Source organism: Variovorax sp. PBL-H6 (assembly GCF_901827155.1).
Classification (GTDB): Bacteria; Pseudomonadota; Gammaproteobacteria; order Burkholderiales; family Burkholderiaceae_C; genus Variovorax.
The window spans coordinates 911,018-927,800 of the sequence record NZ_LR594659.1 but is presented as its reverse complement, the minus strand read 5'-3'; the positions used below and the strand labels follow the sequence as shown (position 1 = coordinate 927,800).

The following is a 16,783-nucleotide window of genomic DNA, read 5'->3' as shown; positions in this document are numbered from 1 at the left end:
AGGCCCGGTGCCCTCACCCCAACCCTCTCCCAGAGGGAGAGGGAGAGGGAGCAGGACGGTGCCCCCACCCCACCCCTCCCCCAGAGAGCAAGACAGCAAGACCGAAGCGCGTCGAAGCGGCCGCGTGAAGCTCATGCGCATCACCCTTTCCGCACCAGCCCAAGCTGCCGCCGCTGTTCCTCAAGATGCCGCGGCATGACCTTGTAGACGTCCTCGAACATCGCCGCCGGGCTGTGCAGGTGCCCGTCGGCCAGCGAGCCGTAGCGCTCGGCCTCTTTCATTGCGGCACTCACCTGCGCGTCGAGTTCGGATTGCGCCTTCTGGTGCTCCTCCTCCGACCACGCGCCGATCCTGCGCAGATGCTGGGCGAGCCGCGCGACCGGGTCCCCCAGCGGGAAGTGCTTCCAGTCATCGGAAGGCCGGTAGCGCGAGGGATCGTCCGAGGTGGAATGAGCCCCTGCCCGGTAGGTCACCCATTCGATCAGCGTCGGCCCGAGATTGCTGCGCGCTCGCTGCGCCGCCCAGCGCGAAGCCGCGATCACCGCGAGGAAATCGTTGCCGTCCACGCGCAGCGAAGCGATGCCGCAGCCGACGCCACGCGCCGCGAAGGTGGTGGCCTCGCCGCCCGCAATGGCCTGGAACGTGGAGATCGCCCACTGGTTGTTGACCACGTTGAGGATCACCGGCGCGCGGTACACGTGGGCGAAGGTCAGCGCCGTGTGGAAGTCGGATTCGGCTGTGGCGCCGTCGCCAATCCAGGCCGAGGCGATGCGCGTGTCGCCCTTGATCGCCGAGGCCATGCCCCAGCCCACTGCCTGGACGAACTGCGTGGCCAGGTTGCCCGAGATCGAGAAGAAGCCGGCACGCTTCATCGAATAGCACACCGGCAGTTGCCGCCCCTTGAGCGGGTCACGCTCGTTGGACAACAGCTCGCAGATCAGGTCGACCATCGGCACATCGTCGCGCGCCAGCAAAAGCCCCTGCTGGCGATAGGTCGGAAAGCACATGTCGCCCTGCCGCAGCGCCAGCGCATGGCCGGTGGCGATGGCCTCCTCGCCCAGGCACTGCATGTAGAACGAGATCTTCTTCTGCCGCTGCGCGATCAGCATGCGGGCGTCGAAGGTCCGGGTCTTCATCATCGCGAGCAGGCCGCGGCGCAGCAGCGCGGCATCGGCCTCGGGCGCCCAGGGCCCAATGGCGTCGCCTTCGTCGTCGAGCACGCGCACCAGCGTGTAGGCCAGGTCGCTGGTGTCGGCCGGCGAGGCCTCCACGGGCGGGCGCCGCACCTCGCCGGCCCGCGAGAGATGCAGGTAGGAGAAGTCGGTCTCGTGGCCCGGCCGGCCAGTGGGCTCCGGCACGTGCAGACGAAGAGGGGTTTCGTCCTGGCTCATCGCGTTGTCTCCGCGTTGTCGTGAGCCAAAGCCTAGCGAATTTCGGCCGCCAGCGCAGCCGGGCAAGTGCGCGAAGTCTTTTCTGACGTGCTACTGATAGTCCTTTTCCCGCTGGTGGCGAACTGCGCACATGGTGACAAGCGCCTCGTAGCGAGCGGCGTCAATCGATGCTGACCTTCGCCGCCTTCGCCACCTCGGCCCACTTCACGCGGTTGGCATGGACCGTCTGCTTGAACTGGGCCGGCGCCTCGATGCGCACGGTATTGCCCTGCGCCTCGAATTTCTCGCGGATCTCGGGCTGCTCCAGCACGGCGGCGATCGCGGCGTTGAGCTTCTCGACGATGCGCGCGTCGGTGCCCTTGGGTGCGAACACGCCGAACCAGATCGAGCTGTCGAAGCCCTGCGTGCCCGGAAGCCCGCTGGACGCGATGGTCGGCACCTCCTTGACTGCCGTGACCGGCTTGGCCGTCGTCACGCCCAACAGCCGCACCTTTCCCGCCTTGTACTGCGGCAGCACGGTCTGCACCTGGTTCATGATGCAGCAGGTTTCGCCGCGCACCACCGAGGTGATGGCCTCCGGTCCGCCCTTGTAGGGCACGTGGATCATGTCCAGGCCCAGGCGCGAATTGAACTCGGCAAAGGCCATGTGGGTGCCGGCTCCGTTCCCGGTCGAGGCATAGTTGTACTTGCCCGGGTTCGCCTTGACGAGATCGACGAAGTCCTTGAGCGTCTTCACGTTGATCACGTCCGGATTGATAGTGAGCACGTTCGAGACATCGAGCACCGGCGCCACCGGCACGAAGTCGGCCTCGACGTCGAAGGGCAGCTTCTTGTAGAGCGCGGCGTTGCTGCCGTGCGTGGCGGCGGTCCCGAAGGCCAGCGTGTAGCCGTCCGGCTTGGCGCGCGCCACGTACTCGCTGGCGATGTTGCCGGCGGCGCCCGACTTGTAGTCGATCACGACCGGCTGGCCGAGCTTCTGCGCGAGCGGCTCCTGGATGGTGCGGGCCACCACATCCACGCCGGAACCGGCGGGGAATCCCATGATCAGCGTGACCTGCTGTTGCGGCCAGTCGGCCTGGGCGATGGCGAGGGGTGCCGCCAGGACGAAGCCGGCAGCGGTGAGGAGCGAGCGGCGCAGGCGGCCGCGAAGAAAAGCAGGCATGACAGTCCTTCGAAGAAGACGGAAGCGAGTGCACATTGTGGCGCGCGGCTCATGCGTGATGGCATCGAAGCTTATGCAACACGACCATGCCATGTGCAGGCCGCCGACCGCCTCCGATAATGACGGCCCATGGTCCGCCCCACGCAACAACTCCATCCCTCGCGCGAGCCCGCCGCCGTGCTGCCCGCCGCCACCGTCCTGCTTCTGCGCGACACGCCAGAAGGCCTCGAAGTGCTGATGACGCGGCGCTCCGCCAGCGCCAGCTTCGCACCCGGCGCCTATGTGTTCCCGGGCGGGCGCATCGAGGCCGCGGATGCCGTGGCCCAGGCCGTCGCCACGCGCCGACCCGCACAGAGCGATCTGCAGCTCACCCAATCGGTCGCCGCGGTTCGCGAATGCTTCGAGGAGCTCGGCGTGCTGCTCGCCCGCCATCCGGACGGTCGCCCCGTCGACCCCGACGTGGTCGCGGCGATGGACCGCAGCACCACCTCCGCGGTGGCGCTGGCAGACCAGTGCACGGCACTCGGCCTGCTTCTGGCCACCGACCAGGTCTACACGCTGGCCCACTGGATCACCGACCGCGACCTGCCCAAGCGCTTCGACGTGCCCTTCCTGGTCGCGCGCATGCCCGAGGGCCAGACGCCGGTGGCCGACGAGGCCGAGCAATTCGAGCCCTGCTGGGTGCGGCCGGCCGACGCGCTGGCGCGCCACCAGGCGGGCGGCTTCTTCATGATCTTCCCGACGCTGCGCACGCTGGAGCGGCTGGCGTCCTACGCAACCGTCACGGCGGTGCTCGACGCCTGCGCAAACCGCCCCGGCGGCGAAGGCCCGTTGTGGACCAGCTGCCCACGTGCCGGCCTGCTGCGCGGCAAGGAAGCGCGCTACATGGAGCACGAGTCGCCCTACGGCGAGCTGGCGATGGTCTGTCCCGACGGCCAGATCGTGCACGAGCTCGGCTGGCAGAGCGAGGCGCCGGTCGCGCTGCTGAAGAACCTGCGGCGCCTCACCGCGCCCAACCCCGGCGCGATGACCGGCCCCGGCACCAACAGCTACATCGTGGGGGACGCGGCGACCGGCTACATCGTGATCGACCCGGGCCCGAACGACCCCGCCCACATCGAGCGGCTGCGGCAGGCGACCGGCGGCGACATCCGCCTGATCGTCTGCACCCATTCGCATGCCGACCATTCCCCGGGCGCGGCGCCGCTGCAGGCGCTGTGCGCGGCGCCCAGGCCGCCCATCCTGGGCCTGCCCTCGGCGCCGACAGCGCGACCGGCGTCGCATTTCGCGCCCGAGCGCGTGCTGCACGACGGCGAGCGCCTGTTGCTGCAGGACGGCCAGGGCACGACGCACACCCTGCGCGCCGTGCATACGCCGGGCCACGCGGCCAACCACCTGTGCCTGGTGCTGGAGGAAGATGGCCTGCTCTTCTCCGGCGACCATGTGCTCAACGGCAGCACGACGGTGGTCGACCCGCCCGACGGCAACATGAATGCCTACCTCGATTCGCTCGACCGGCTCGATGCGGTGTGCGCCGAGGGCGGCATCCGCTTCATCCTGCCGGCGCACGGCCATGTGCTGGGGGAGGCGCGTGCCGCCATCGCCTACCTGAAGGCGCATCGCCTGAAGCGGGAGGCCAGGATCGCCGCCGCCATGGAGCGCCTGCCCCAGGGCACGCCCGAGGACTGGCTGCCGCTCGCCTACGACGACGTGCCGCAGCGACTGTGGCCGGTGGCCGCGCGCTCGCTGGCCGCCCACGTGGAGCGCATCCGCCAGCGCGCGACGCAATGAACGACAGCGACGAAGGCATCCGCCTGGCCAAGCGCGTGGCCGCGCTGGCCGGCTGCTCGCGGCGGGAGGCCGAGCTGCTGATCGAGAACGGCGCGGTGCGCGTCGATGGCGCGCCGGCGCTGGTTCCGCAATCGCGCGTGCAGCCGCACCAGCAGGTCGAGATCGAGGCCGGCGCGCGGCCCGCCCCGGTGGTGCCGGTCACGCTGCTGCTGCACAAGCCGGCCGGCACCGCGATGGAGCAGGCGCATCGCCTGCTCGTGCCCGCGAACCACCACGCGCCCGAGCGCGCCGGCCTGCGCTTCCTGCCGCGCCACGTGGCGGGGCAGCGCGGCATGACGCCGCTGGAGACCGGGGCCAGCGGCCTGGTCGCCTTCACGCAGGAATGGCGTATCGAGCGCAAGCTGCAGGAAGACGCGGCGCTGCTGGAGCACGAGGTCATTGTCGACGTGGCCGGCCCCGTCGGGCCGGAGCACCTGGCGCGGCTGAACCGGGCGCCCGCACGCGTGAGCGTCAGCCAGCAGGCGGAGGGGCACACCGGGCTGCGCTTCGCCGTCAAGGGGCTTCAGCCTGGCCAGATCGCGCACGAGTGCCAAGCCGTGGGCTTGCAAATCCTGGGCATGCGGCGCCTGCGCATCGGCCGTGTGGCGCTGTCAGGCCTGCTGTCAGGCCAGTGGCGCTATCTGCTGCCGAGCGAGCGCTTCTGAACATCGGCCATCGGTGGCAATCGGCCGCTCGAAGCCGATCTGAAGAAAGTGTGAAGCGCGCCTGTAAGCCGGATTCTGTGCGTTGGAGTTTCCCCCAACGTGACCGCCATTACTCTGGGCCGTTCGTCGCCGAACGGCTCGGTGCCACCTACCCGCCAGCTCTCCTTGCGGAACCACAAGGTGGAGAGTCACGGCGAACCGCGCCGCTCCAGGCTGGCCTACTTGGTGTTGCTGCGCGCAGAGATTGCCCGTTTCACCCGGCCGGGTTGCCCCGGCCGACTCGTCTCTGTTGCTCTGATCCTCACCTCGCGGTGGAGAGCCGTTAACTCCTGCGCTGTCCTGTGCAGTCCGGACTTTCCTCCAGTGCGCCCTTTCGGGACTTGCACCAGCGGCGGTCCGGCGCGCTTCACGGGCACGATTATCTCCTGCAGGGCGGGCGGCCGCTGGCGAACCGCTGCCGACACACCGGTCATATGGCCAATGACCGCAGCATGCCAGCCGGCGGCGCGGAGACAGGCGCGTTCGGCTCCATTCGGCCGAGGATCGTTTCCGCGCGGGCGATGAGCTGGTCTGCATCGACGATCTCATCGACGAGGCCGTTCCGCTGTGCCTCTGTCGCGTCGATCGTGTCCGCCGTGAGGATGAGCTGCAGCGCGCGGCCCCGGCCGACGAGACGCAGGAGCCGCTGCATTCCGCCGAAGCCGCGAACGAAACCAGGCAGCGCTTCCGGCCGGCCGAATCGCGCATGCGCCGTTGCAAGACGCAAGCTGCAAGCCATCGCCAGTTCGCACCCTTCGCCCGACACGCAGCCATTCACGGCGGCGATGACGGGCTTGCCAAGCTGCTCGATCAGGTCGAACGCAGATCGGCGGCTATGCATCAACTCTTCCGCGCCCATCGAGGAGTCCCATGCATTCCCTGTCACTTCGGCGCCGGTGACGAAGGCCTTGTCGCCTGCGCCGGTCACGATGACGCCGTGGACAGTGGGGTCCGCCCGCGCGTCCTCCATCACCGATCGCAGCTCGTCGAGCACCTTGTGGCTCAGCGCATTCATCGCCTGCGGGCGGTTGATCGTGATGTAGGCGATCCCCGCCCTCTTTTCATAGAGGAGGTCTTGCAGCAATTGCATGTGGGTCTTCCGTCACCGCCAATTCGGGTGCAATGAGCTGATGAGCTTGTTGCAGTCGCCGCGCGTCAGGAGGGCGTGCACATGCACCTCTCGGGGGGTCAGGTCCTGCAGAACGAAGGAAGCGGCCAGGTCTTCCGCCATCCGCGCCGAAAGGTAGCGTTGCGAGCGTGCGGCCGCGACGAGCGCGGTGCGGATCTCGGCGGGCTGGTCAGTCTTTTCGACAAAGCCGCTGGCACCCCAACGTATCGCCTCGCGCACAAAGTGCGGCGAATGCACGTCGCTGATGAGCACGACGCGCACGCCGGCAGCCATCATCCGGAGCAATTGCATGAATGCGCGCAGCCCGTGCGGCCCAAGGGCCGGATCCATCAGAGCGATGCAATCCCCGCTGTCCATGCAGCCGGCGATCAGACGGTCTGTCGTGGGCGCCGAGCACCCGAAAGCGAGCCCCGTGGTGCTGCTCACCAGCGATTCCAGCTCGCACCGAAGTGTGGGCGAGGGGACGCCGATGATGACCTTCACAAAACTGCCGGATGGACCGGGGTTGGCATGCATGGCGGTGTGCTCGTGGTTCATGTCGATGACGCAGCGCCAGGAAGCAAGACTTGCCCGGGTCCGCGCAGCGCGGTCTCGATGCAGGCGAGCAGGTCTTCCGGACGGAACGGCTTCGCGAGAAAGCAGGTCACTCCCGTCTTCAAGGCGCGCACGCACACTTGTTCGTCGGCGTATGCGGTGATGAGGACCGTGGGAATCGGAGTGCCGCAGGAGACCAGATGGCTGTACAGCTCGAGCCCCGTCATGCCTGGCATGCGCATGTCGGCAACGAGGCATCGGATGGCGCACGTGCTCTTCGATTGCAGGAAGCTCTCGGCCGAGTCGAAGGTGGCGCAGGACAAGCCCGCCGAGTCGAGCAGGTCCTTGGTGGTATCGCGGACCGACGCATCGTCGTCCACGATCGCAATGGTTGGCTTGTCGGGCACTTGGATTTCCTGGCGGGTCTTGAGCGTCGACGCAAGACTAGGCCGCTTGCGCGCGCACGACCATTGCACATGCGTCGCGCGCTCTACGACTTTGGTTTAGGCGCCTACGGCGTCGGCGCGGAAAGGCCGAGCGTGTCGGCGATGCGCACGAGCTGCGCCAGCGATTTCGCCTGCATCTTGCGCATGATCTGCCCGCGATGGACCTTGACCGTGGCCTCGCTGATGCCCAGGTCGGCGGCGATCTGCTTGTTCACGCGTCCCGCGCTCACCAGCGCCATGACCTCGCGCTCGCGCGGCGTGAGCGCGGCGAAGCGCTGCCGCAAGTGCGCGGCGTGCGTCGTTTCGCGGCGCTTCCCACGGTGCCGCTCGACCGCGGCATCGATCGCATCGAGAAGCTCCTGGTCGCGGAAGGGTTTGCTCAGGAACTCGACGGCACCGGCCTTCATCGCGCGCACCGTCATCGGAATGTCGCCGTGCCCCGTGATGAAGATCACCGGAAGATCGATGCCCGCTCGCGGCAGGTCTTCCTGGAAGCTCAATCCGCTTGCGCGGGGCAGCCGCACGTCGAGCACCAGGCAGCCGGGCGCGTCCGGGCGCTGCGCCTGCATGAACTCTTGCGTCGAGCCGAATACCCGCACCTCCATGCCGACGGAGGCGAGGAGATCCTGAAGCGCCTCGCGCATGGCCAGGTCGTCGTCGACCACGTAGACGACGGGCTGCTCGGTTGCCACTACGGCTCCTGGTGCCCGGCCGGCAGCGAAAACCGGAACACGGCGCCGTAGGGCAGGTTCGGCATGGTCCAGAGCCGGCCGGCATGGGCTTCGATGATGGAGCGGCTGATCGAAAGCCCCATGCCGATGCCCTGCGCCTTGGAGGTGTGGAAAGGCTCGAAGAGCTTGTCCGAAATCTCGGGCGAGATGCCCGGGCCGGAGTCGCGCACTTCGATGAACACGCCGCCCTCCGCTTCGCTGGCACTGACGAGCAGCTGTCGTGGGCGATCGCCGGGCCCGGGCCCCGTCATGGCCTCGATGGCGTTGACGATCAGGTTGAGGACCACCTGCTGGAGCTGCACCCGGTCTCCCCACACGGGCGGCAGGCGATCGGCGAGCGCGGTCTCGAGCGCAATGTCGTTGCGGCGCACCTGGTCGCGCGTGAACGCGACGACGTCGAGGACAAGCTGGTTGACGTCGATGCGATCCCGCCGTGGCGGCTGGCGCATGACCAGGGCGCGAATGCGGTCGATGACTTCGCTCGCGCGCTTGCCGTCCCTGGCGATTCGTTCGAGCGAGCGCTGTGCCTTTTGGAGCTCGGGCGGCTGGGCCGCGAGCCACCGCGCACAGGACCCGGCGCTCGCCACCATCGCCCCCAGCGGCTGGTTGACCTCGTGCGCGATCGAAGCTGCGAGCACCCCGAGCGTGGTCACGCGGTTGACTCGCGCAAGCGCTGCCTGCGCCTCCCGAAGGGCTTCCGACGCGAGGACGTGGTGCGTGAGATCGCGCGTGATCACCAGCGCAGCCTCCAGGCGCTCCGTGCCGAGCCGCAGTGGCGAGTACGACACCGACAGGTAGGCGCGCCCCGGCTCGGTCGTGAACCATTCTGCGAACGTGAACTGCTCTCCGGAAAAACAGCGGTCGAGACTCGGCTTCACGGCGTGCTCGAAGAAGTCGTTGCCCAGGATATCGGCGACATGCATGCCGACGATCGTCTCGGCCGCCATGCCCCAAGTGCGCCCGTAGACCTCATTGACCCTTCGGTAGCGGTAGTCGCGGCCGATCACGGCCACGCCATCGGAGGCGCTCTCGAACACCTGTCTTGTCAAATGCTCGCTCTCGCGCAGGCTGCGGAAGATGAAAAGACTGGTGAGCGCGTCGGCCAACCGATGTCCGATCTCCTCGAACAGCCGCCTTTCCTGCGCCGTCCAGGTGCGCGGGCGCGAGCACTGGTGCAGCCCGAACAGATAAGGCTGATCGGCCTTCGGATACAGCGCCATGGCAAGCACGGATCGGATGCTGAATCGCTCCGCGAGCTGCGCCGGCACCTCGAGCTCGCAGCCAGGACCAAAGGGCACGGCACCGGTCGCGGCGCGCGCTGCCCGGAACACCATGGCGACGTCGGGATCGAGGGGCAGCTCGGCGCCGAGCCTGAACGCGCCAGGAAACCCGGGCCCGGTCTGTTCCATGACCGCGCGCCAGGAGTCCGCCTCCGGGTCGCACGGATAGGTGAGCCATGCCCGGTCGCAGGCAAAAATGCCGAGGACTGCATCGAGCACATCGCTCATCATCTTCTCGAGGTCATTGGTCCCCTGCATGGCGCGGTTGACGCGATCCATGCTTTCCAGAAACCACAGATGCGCGCGCAGCGCATCTTCAGCGCGCTTGCGCTCGGTAATGTCCCGCCCGACGCCGCGGTAGCCGATAAAGCGCTCCGCCTCGTCGAACATCGGCAGCCCGGAAACCGACACATGGCGTATGCCGCCGTCGGGCGTAGCCCGCGCGAGTTCGAAGTCACGGAACGGCACATGGGCATCGAGCCCTGCGCGGTGCCGGCGCCAAGCCTCCTCGTCCGGCGCCAGATAGGGCACCTCCCATCGCGTCTGTCCGATCTCCGAGCCGGCCGCCGGCGCGCGGTCGAACTTGGCGGAATACTCCTGCCGGGTAAAGCGATGCTGGACGTCGCTCTCCCAGTACACGTCGAAAGAGAACTTCACCAGCGTGCGAAAGCGCTCCTCGCTCTCGCGCAACGCCTCCTCGGCGAGCCTGCGCTCCGTGATGTCCTCGCACGCCACGAGCAGCACCGGCCCGCTCCGGAGGACGACCACGTTCGCCGACTCCCGGACCCACAGTACCTTGCCGTCCTTGCGGATCTTGCGCGCCTTCCAGCGCATCACGCGCCCGGGTTGCCGGAAAGCCTGGTCCGCGTTGCGCTGGACAAACTCCCGATCGGCTTCGTGGAACACGTCCAGCACCGGCTGGCCGATCAGCTGGCTCACGCGCCAGCCCAACTGCTCCGCGCCGACGGGGTTCACCGACTGGATCGCACCGGCCGCATCGATGATGAAGTACATCGTGGGATTCGCTTCGAAAGCGGCTCGCCATTGCTCCTCGAGATCCTGCCGAGCGTCCTCGGCCCGCTTGTGCCGCGTGATGTCCGTATTGGTCGCCAGGACCGCCACCGGCTCGCCCTGCTCGTCTCGCTGCAATGCCATGCGGCTCGCCACGACCAGCGGCGTTCCGTCTCGCCTGTGATGCACCAGCTCGCCTTCCCAGCGTCCGGTGCGCAGCACCTGCGATTCGATCTGCTCGAGGGGCTCGGTGGACATGGTCTTGAGCAGCTGCAGGGCGGACTTGCCGAGCACCTCCTCGGCCGTCCATCCATACATCTCCTCGGCCCCGCGGTTCCAATACTTGATCGCTGCTTCCATGTCGCGCACGAACATGGCGTCGTGCGTGAGATCCAGCAGGTCGGCGCGCTCGCGCAGCAAGGCTTCGGCCTGCCGCTCGAAAGGCTGGCATGCTGGACGGGACTGGGTTTCCTCGCCTTTGCGTTTCGTCACGAGCGACTCCCGAGAGGCGTCGCGGCATGTGGGCCGCAGCATGTCGCGCAGCGCCTGTGATAAGGCCTTCTGCCCGTTGGGCAGTGGCGAGCGCTATTCTGAACGCCCTCGCCACCGCTGTCACGGCGCAGCACGGGAATCTACAATCGCAGCCCCCTCAAGCGCCACCTGCCCGATCACCACGGGCCGCCCGCCATGATCCGCGTCTCTGAACTCAAGCTCCCCCTCGACCACGCGCCCGAGGCGCTGCCCGCGCTGGTCGCGTCCACGCTGGGCATCGCGCCCGGCGACATCGTCTCGCACACCGTCTACAAGCGCAGCTTCGATGCGCGCAAGGCCGAGCTGCTCACGGTCTACATCGTCGACGTGTCGCTCGTCGACGCGCAGGCCGATGCCGCGGTGCTGGCGAAGCATGCCGGGCGCCCGCATGTGCAGCCCACCCCCGACATGGCCTATCGGCCGCCCGCGCGAGCGTCCCACGCTGCGCCGCGGCCGGTGGTCGTGGGCTTCGGCCCCTGCGGCATCTTCTGTGCGTTGATGCTGGCGCAGATGGGCTTCAAGCCGATCGTGCTGGAACGCGGCAAGACCGTGCGCCAGCGCACCAGGGACACCTGGGGCCTCTGGCGCAAGAGCACGCTGAACCCGGAGTCGAACGTGCAGTTCGGCGAGGGCGGGGCCGGCACCTTCTCGGACGGCAAGCTCTACAGCCAGATCAAGGACCCGCGCTTCCTCGGGCGCAAGGTGATGGAGGAGTTCGTCAAGGCCGGCGCGCCGCCGGAGATCCTCTACGTTGCGCATCCACACATCGGCACCTTCAAGCTGGTGAAGGTGGTGGAGAACATCCGCGAGCAGATCGTCGCGCTGGGCGGCGAGATCCGCTTCGAGCAGCGCGTCACCGACGTGCTTGTCGAGGATGGGCAATTGCGCGGCCTGACCGTGCTCGACCAGCGCACCGGCACGAGCAGCGAGTTGCGCGCGGACCATGTGGTGATGGCCCTGGGCCACAGCTCGCGCGATACCTTCGAGATGCTGCACGAGCGCGGCGTGCACATCGAGGCCAAGCCCTTCTCCATCGGCTTTCGCGTGGAGCACCCGCAGGGCCTCATCGACCGCGCGCGCTGGGGCCGGCATGCCGGCCATCCGCTGCTGGGCGCGGCCGACTACAAGCTGGTGCACCACGCGAACAACGGCCGCTCGGTCTACAGCTTCTGCATGTGCCCGGGCGGCACGGTGGTCGCGGCCACCAGCGAGCCTGGCCGCGTGGTCACCAATGGCATGAGCCAGTACTCGCGCAACGAGCGCAACGCCAACGCGGGGATCGTGGTGGGCATCGATCCAAGCGACTACCCCGGATGGGAGGACGGCCGCACCGGATCGCCGCTGGCGGGCATCGCGCTGCAGCGGACGCTGGAATCCAACGCCTTCGTGCTCGGCGGCGGCGACTACCGTGCGCCGGGCCAGCTGGTGGGCGACTTCGTCGCCGGCAGGCCCTCCAGCGCACTCGGCAGTGTCGAGCCCTCGTACAAGCCAGGCGTGACGCCGTGCGACCTGCATGCCGCCCTGCCCGCCTACGCCATCGAGGCCATGCGCGAGGCCTTCCCCGCGTTCGGCCGCAAGATCAAGGGCTTCGACCTGCACGACGCGGTGCTGACCGGCGTGGAGACTCGCACCTCCTCCCCGATCAGGATCACGCGCGGCGAGGATCTCCAGAGCCTGAATGTGCGCGGCCTCTACCCGGCGGGCGAAGGCGCGAGCTACGCCGGGGGCATCCTCTCGGCGGGGGTGGACGGCATCAAGGTCGCGGAAGCGGTTGCGCGCGGGATCGCAGAACCCCGTAAAAAAGCCGCCTGAACGGCGGCTTCTTGCTCGAACCAGAGGCCTTCAAGCCTGCGCGCTGTTCTGCAGCGCCGCGATGCGCTCCTCGATCGGCGGGTGCGTCGCAAACAGCTTGCCGATGCTGCCCGTGATGCCCATCGCTTCCACCGCCTTCGGCAGCTCGCCGGGCGGCAGGCCGCCCAGGCGGGCCAGGGCATTCACCATCGGCTGCTTGCGGCCCATCAGCTGGGCCGCACCGGCATCGGCGCGGAACTCGCGCTGGCGCGAGAACCAGGCCACGACGATCGCGGCTGCGAAGCCCAGCACGATGTCGAGCACCAGCGTCGTGACCATGTACCCGATGCCGGGGCCCGTGTTGTTGTCGCTGCCGCGGCGCAGGAAGCCGTCGATCGCATAGCCGATCACACGCGAGAGGAACACGACGAAGGTGTTCATCACGCCCTGGATCAGGGTCATGGTCACCATGTCGCCGTTGGCCACGTGCGCCACCTCGTGGCCGATCACGGCCTCGACCTCTTCGCGCGTCATGTTGGCGAGCAGTCCGGTGGACACCGCCACCAGCGAGGAGTTCTTGAAGGCACCGGTGGCGAAGGCATTGGGCTCGCCCTCGAAGATGCCGACCTCGGGCATGCCGATGCCGGCCTTGTCGGCGAACTTGCGCACGGTCTGCACGATCCAGGCCTCGTCGGGCGACTGCGGGTCGTTGATGATGCGCACCCCGGCCGTCCACTTGGCCATGGGCTTGCTGATCAGCAGCGAGATGATGGCGCCGCCGAAGCCGATCACCAGCGCGAAGCCCAGCAAGGCCGTCAGGTTGAGACCGTTGGGCGTGAGGTAGCGGTTGACGCCGAGCAGGCTGGCCACGATGCCCAGCACCGCGACCACCAGCACGTTGGTCAGGACGAACAGAAGGATGCGTTTCAAGCTGATTTCTCCGTGGATTCAGGCGAGGCGCTCGCCGTGGCGAAAAGATGAGGCCCCGCAGTGGAGTTTCAAGCGCGCGGGGCGGATCGTGTTGTCTTGGTCGAGGGCGGCCGCAACGCAGGGCTTCGGATTGATCATAGGAGCAAAAGTTCGCGCTCCATGAACACGCCACTACGTTCACTCGGGATAAAGCCGGCCCGACAGCGTGGCGCTGGCCTTGCGCAGCGCCGGCAGGAAGGCGTCGCGGAACTCGACGAAGCTCATGCGCTCCGTGCGCACCGCGATGCTCATGGCAGCGACCATCGCGCCGCTGCGGTCGTGCACCGGCACGGCCATGGAGCGCACGCCGAGCTCCAGCTCGCCGTCGTTGCCGGCGTAGCCCTCCTCGCGGCAGCGCGCGAGCAGCGCCAGCACCGGCTTCAGCTCGTACACGGTGCGCGCGGTGAGCGGCTCCCGCGGCATCGCGCGCACGCGCCGCTCGGCCTGGGCCGGAGGCAGGCTGGCGAGCAGCACGCGCCCGAGCGCCGAACAGTAGGCCGGCAGCCTGGAGCCGATGCCCAGGCCGGCGCTGAGGCTGCGCCGCGCCGTGGAGCGGGCAATGATGATCGCGTCGTCGCCCAGCAGCTTGCCGAGAGAAGCCGACTCGCGCGTGCGCTCCGACAGCGCATCGAGCAGCGGCTGCGCCAGCGAGGGCGTGGCCCGCGAAGCGAGGTAGGCATGGGCCACCAGCAGCGCCTTGGGCAGCATCCAGAATCGCTTGCCGTCACTGTCGAGATAGCCCAGCGCCTGCAGGGTCAGCAGCGAGCGGCGCGCCGAGGCCGGCGAGCAGCCGGTGAGGCGTCCGACCTCCGACACGGTGAGGCGGCTGTGCTGGCGGCCGAAGCAGGTCAGCACCTCCAGGCCCTTCTGCAGCGAGGCGACGAAATTCTTGCCTTCGACAACGGCAGCTCCAGGCGACTCGACGAGTTTCTTGCGCATGGCGCAAATCTAGCTTGTCCGCGATGCCCTCGGGCGAGACACTTATTGCAGCCCCCTGAATGTCTAGCCACGGAGACAAGACCCCCATGCTGAAATCCTTTGCACGGCGCGCAAGTGCCGCCTGCCTGGCCGGCGCCTGCCTGCTCGGCACCGCCACCGCCCAAGGCCCCCAGGCGCTGAAACTCGTCGTGCCCTACCCGGCCGGCGGCACCGCCGACATCCTGCCCCGCGTGGTCGCCGAAAAGCTGCGCCCGCAGTTCCCCGGCGGCGTGCTGATCGACAACCGCACCGGTGCAGGCGGCAACATCGGCGCCGAGGTGGTGTTCCGCTCCGAGCCCGACGGCAACACCTTGATGGTCTCGCCGCCCGCGCCGATCGCGATCAACCAGCACCTCTACAAGAAGCTCTCCTTCGACCCGTCCAGATGGGTGCCTGTCACGGTGCTCGCGACGGTTCCCAACGTGCTGGTGGTGAACCCCAAGCTGCCGGTGAAGAACGTTCAGGAGTTCATCGCCTACGCCAAGGCCAACCCCGGGAAGCTGAGCTATGGCTCGCAGGGCAACGGGACCACCTCGCACCTGACGGCCAGCATGTTCATGCAGTTGACGGGCGTGGAGATGGTCCACATCCCCTACAAGGGCACGGCACCCGCGCTGGTGGACCTGGTGGGCGGCCAGATCGACGTGTTCTTCGACAACCTCAGCTCTTCGCTGCCTTTCCACCAGGCCGGCAAGCTGCGCATCCTGGGCGTCGCCGACGGGCAGCGCTCGCCGGCGCTGCCCGATGTGCCCACCTTCGCCGAGCAGAAGCTGCCCGCCATGAACGCGGTGACCTGGTTCGCGGTGGTGGCGCCGCCCGGCACGCCGGCGTCCAAGGTCGCTTCGACGCAGAAGGCCTTCGCCGACGCGCTGGCACAGCCCGAGGTCAAGCAGAAGTTTGCCGAGCAAGGCGCCGAGCCCCGTGGCTGGAACCCTGCCCAGACCGGCAAGTTCATCCAGGCCGAGTCCGCCAAGTGGGAAAAGGTCATCAAGAGCGCGAAGGTCTCGCTCGATTGAAGTCGACATCGAAGTTGAAGCCATGAACGACATCGCATCCCAACCCGTCCGTTGGGCCGGACCCGGCCTCACGCGCATCCCCTTCGCGCTCTACAGCGATGCGCAGACTGCCGCCGACGAGCAGGCCCGCATCTTTCGCGGCGAGGTCTGGAACTATCTCTGCCTCGAGGCCGAGCTGCCCGACAGCGGCAGCTACCGCACCACCTTCGCGGGCGAAACGCCGGTGGTGGTGGTGCGCGACGAAGACGGCGAGATCTACGCCTTCGAGAACCGCTGCGCCCACCGCGGCGCGCTCATCGCGCTGGAGAAGTCCGGCCGGGCCGAGAACTTCCAGTGCGTCTATCACGCCTGGAGCTACAACCGCCAGGGCGACCTCACCGGCGTCGCCTTCGAGAAGGGCGTCAAGGGCCAGGGCGGCATGCCGCCCGATTTCTGCAAGGAAGCCCACGGCCCGCGCAAGCTGCGCATCGCCACCTTCTGCGGCCTGGTGTTCGGCAGCTTCAGCGAAGACGTCCCCGCCATCGAGGACTACCTGGGCGAGGAGATCTGCGCGCGCATCGAGCGCGTGCTGCACAAGCCGGTGGAGGTCATCGGCCGCTTCACGCAGGCGCTGCCCAACAACTGGAAGCTCTACGTGGAGAACGTGAAGGACAGCTACCACGCGAGCCTGCTGCACCTGTTCTTCACCACCTTCGAGCTCAACCGCCTGTCGCAGAAGGGCGGCGTGATCGTCGACGAGAGCGGCGGCCACCACGTAAGCTACTCGATGATCGATCCGGCGGCGGAGAAGGACGCCTCGTACAAGGAGCAGGCGCTGCGCTCCGACAACGACCGCTATCGCCTGAAGGATCCGAGCCTGCTCGCCGGCTTCAAGGAATACGAGGACGGCGTGACCCTGCAGATCCTCTCGGTCTTTCCCGGCTTCGTGCTGCAGCAGATCCAGAACTGCCTGGCGGTGCGCCAGGTGCTGCCCAAGGGGGTGGCGCGCACCGAGCTCAACTGGACCTACCTGGGCTATGCCGACGACACGCCCGAGCAGCGCCGCGTGCGCCTGAAGCAGTCGAACCTGATCGGGCCCGCGGGCTTCATCTCGATGGAGGACGGTGCGGTCGGCGGCTTCGTGCAGCGCGGCATCGCCGGCGCGCGCGACCAGCAAGCGGTGGTCGAGATGGGCGGCGACAGCGCCGGATCGAGCGAAGGGCGCGCCACCGAGGCTTCGGTGCGCGGCTTCTGGAAAGCCTACCGCCACCACATGGGTGCCTGAGACAAGAGAGAGACAC

14 protein-coding genes and 1 other RNA gene are annotated in these 16,783 nt (G+C 68.1%); 5 read left to right on the top strand and 10 right to left on the bottom strand.

Annotated elements, in window-relative coordinates:
- Positions 1-140 precede the first annotated feature (140 nt).
- Together G3W89_RS04510 and G3W89_RS04505 are read right to left on the bottom strand one after the other, a co-directional pair.
- Positions 141-1,391, bottom strand: coding sequence for a 3-methyl-2-oxobutanoate dehydrogenase (2-methylpropanoyl-transferring) subunit alpha (locus G3W89_RS04510; RefSeq protein ID WP_162572971.1), 1,251 nt, complete (start codon positions 1,389-1,391; stop codon positions 141-143).
- A 160-nt stretch (positions 1,392-1,551) separates the two neighbouring features.
- On the bottom strand, positions 1,552-2,553 hold the full coding sequence (locus G3W89_RS04505; RefSeq protein ID WP_162572970.1) for a Bug family tripartite tricarboxylate transporter substrate binding protein: 1,002 nt from the start codon (positions 2,551-2,553) through the stop codon (positions 1,552-1,554).
- 129 nt (positions 2,554-2,682) lie between these two features.
- On the opposite strand from G3W89_RS04505, the gene G3W89_RS04500 reads away from it, so the two are divergent.
- Complete coding sequence (locus G3W89_RS04500; RefSeq protein WP_162572969.1) at positions 2,683-4,344, top strand: MBL fold metallo-hydrolase; 1,662 nt, start codon at positions 2,683-2,685, stop codon at positions 4,342-4,344.
- Positions 4,341-5,048, top strand: coding sequence for an RNA pseudouridine synthase (locus tag G3W89_RS04495; RefSeq protein WP_162572968.1), 708 nt, complete (start codon positions 4,341-4,343; stop codon positions 5,046-5,048). Before G3W89_RS04500 ends, G3W89_RS04495 begins: the two co-directional genes overlap by 4 nt.
- Positions 5,049-5,096: 48 nt before the next feature.
- Here the strand turns inward: G3W89_RS04495 and rnpB are convergent.
- The 6 genes from rnpB to G3W89_RS04465 all read right to left on the bottom strand — a co-directional run bounded on the left by rnpB (position 5,097) and on the right by G3W89_RS04465 (position 10,710).
- Positions 5,097-5,456, bottom strand: an RNA gene (gene rnpB, locus G3W89_RS04490) — RNase P RNA component class A.
- A gap of 61 nt (positions 5,457-5,517) precedes the next feature.
- Positions 5,518-6,177, bottom strand: coding sequence for an enoyl-CoA hydratase-related protein (locus tag G3W89_RS04485; protein ID WP_162572967.1), 660 nt, complete (start codon positions 6,175-6,177; stop codon positions 5,518-5,520).
- Between the two features lie 12 nt (positions 6,178-6,189).
- The gene (locus G3W89_RS04480) at positions 6,190-6,753 is read right to left on the bottom strand and encodes a response regulator transcription factor (RefSeq protein ID WP_162572966.1); all 564 of its coding nucleotides are present in this window, start codon (positions 6,751-6,753) and stop codon (positions 6,190-6,192) included.
- A complete protein-coding gene (locus tag G3W89_RS04475) occupies positions 6,750-7,157 on the bottom strand; it encodes a response regulator transcription factor (protein ID WP_197893525.1) in 408 nt (135 codons plus the stop codon). Before G3W89_RS04475 ends, G3W89_RS04480 begins: the two co-directional genes overlap by 4 nt.
- Before the next feature lie 104 nt (positions 7,158-7,261).
- Entirely contained in the window at positions 7,262-7,888 is a 627-nt protein-coding gene (locus G3W89_RS04470) for a response regulator transcription factor (protein WP_162572965.1), read from the bottom strand.
- Positions 7,888-10,710, bottom strand: coding sequence for a PAS domain S-box protein (locus G3W89_RS04465; RefSeq protein WP_162572964.1), 2,823 nt, complete (start codon positions 10,708-10,710; stop codon positions 7,888-7,890). Before G3W89_RS04465 ends, G3W89_RS04470 begins: the two co-directional genes overlap by 1 nt.
- 195 nt (positions 10,711-10,905) lie before the next feature.
- On the opposite strand from G3W89_RS04465, the gene G3W89_RS04460 reads away from it, so the two are divergent.
- Positions 10,906-12,561: an NAD(P)/FAD-dependent oxidoreductase gene (locus tag G3W89_RS04460; protein WP_162572963.1), complete on the top strand. Its 1,656-nt coding sequence runs from the start codon at positions 10,906-10,908 to the stop codon at positions 12,559-12,561.
- Between the two features lie 30 nt (positions 12,562-12,591).
- Here the strand turns inward: G3W89_RS04460 and htpX are convergent, their stop codons facing one another.
- Positions 12,592-13,470 (bottom strand): protease HtpX, encoded by an 879-nt coding sequence (htpX, locus tag G3W89_RS04455; protein WP_162572962.1) that lies wholly within the window; start codon positions 13,468-13,470, stop codon positions 12,592-12,594.
- Between the two features lie 177 nt (positions 13,471-13,647).
- Complete coding sequence (locus G3W89_RS04450; protein WP_162572961.1) at positions 13,648-14,448, bottom strand: IclR family transcriptional regulator domain-containing protein; 801 nt, start codon at positions 14,446-14,448, stop codon at positions 13,648-13,650.
- 86 nt (positions 14,449-14,534) lie between these two features.
- Here G3W89_RS04450 and G3W89_RS04445 point away from each other — a divergent pair, with 86 nt between their 5' ends.
- Both G3W89_RS04445 and G3W89_RS04440 read left to right on the top strand, forming a co-directional pair.
- Positions 14,535-15,503 (top strand): Bug family tripartite tricarboxylate transporter substrate binding protein, encoded by a 969-nt coding sequence (locus tag G3W89_RS04445; RefSeq protein ID WP_162572960.1) that lies wholly within the window; start codon positions 14,535-14,537, stop codon positions 15,501-15,503.
- 22 nt (positions 15,504-15,525) lie between these two features.
- Positions 15,526-16,767 (top strand): aromatic ring-hydroxylating dioxygenase subunit alpha, encoded by a 1,242-nt coding sequence (locus G3W89_RS04440; protein ID WP_162572959.1) that lies wholly within the window; start codon positions 15,526-15,528, stop codon positions 16,765-16,767.
- The last annotated feature ends 16 nt before the right edge of the window (positions 16,768-16,783 follow it).

Coding starts and splice junctions, on each gene's coding strand:
- G3W89_RS04510 (WP_162572971.1), bottom strand. CDS start 1,391: ATGAGCCAGGACGAAACCCCTCTTCGTCTGCACGTGCCGGAGCCCACT.
- G3W89_RS04505 (WP_162572970.1), bottom strand. CDS start 2,553: ATGCCTGCTTTTCTTCGCGGCCGCCTGCGCCGCTCGCTCCTCACCGCT.
- G3W89_RS04500 (WP_162572969.1), top strand. CDS start 2,683: ATGGTCCGCCCCACGCAACAACTCCATCCCTCGCGCGAGCCCGCCGCC.
- G3W89_RS04495 (WP_162572968.1), top strand. CDS start 4,341: ATGAACGACAGCGACGAAGGCATCCGCCTGGCCAAGCGCGTGGCCGCG.
- G3W89_RS04485 (WP_162572967.1), bottom strand. CDS start 6,177: ATGCAATTGCTGCAAGACCTCCTCTATGAAAAGAGGGCGGGGATCGCC.
- G3W89_RS04480 (WP_162572966.1), bottom strand. CDS start 6,753: ATGAACCACGAGCACACCGCCATGCATGCCAACCCCGGTCCATCCGGC.
- G3W89_RS04460 (WP_162572963.1), top strand. CDS start 10,906: ATGATCCGCGTCTCTGAACTCAAGCTCCCCCTCGACCACGCGCCCGAG.
- G3W89_RS04450 (WP_162572961.1), bottom strand. CDS start 14,448: ATGCGCAAGAAACTCGTCGAGTCGCCTGGAGCTGCCGTTGTCGAAGGC.
- G3W89_RS04445 (WP_162572960.1), top strand. CDS start 14,535: ATGCTGAAATCCTTTGCACGGCGCGCAAGTGCCGCCTGCCTGGCCGGC.
- G3W89_RS04440 (WP_162572959.1), top strand. CDS start 15,526: ATGAACGACATCGCATCCCAACCCGTCCGTTGGGCCGGACCCGGCCTC.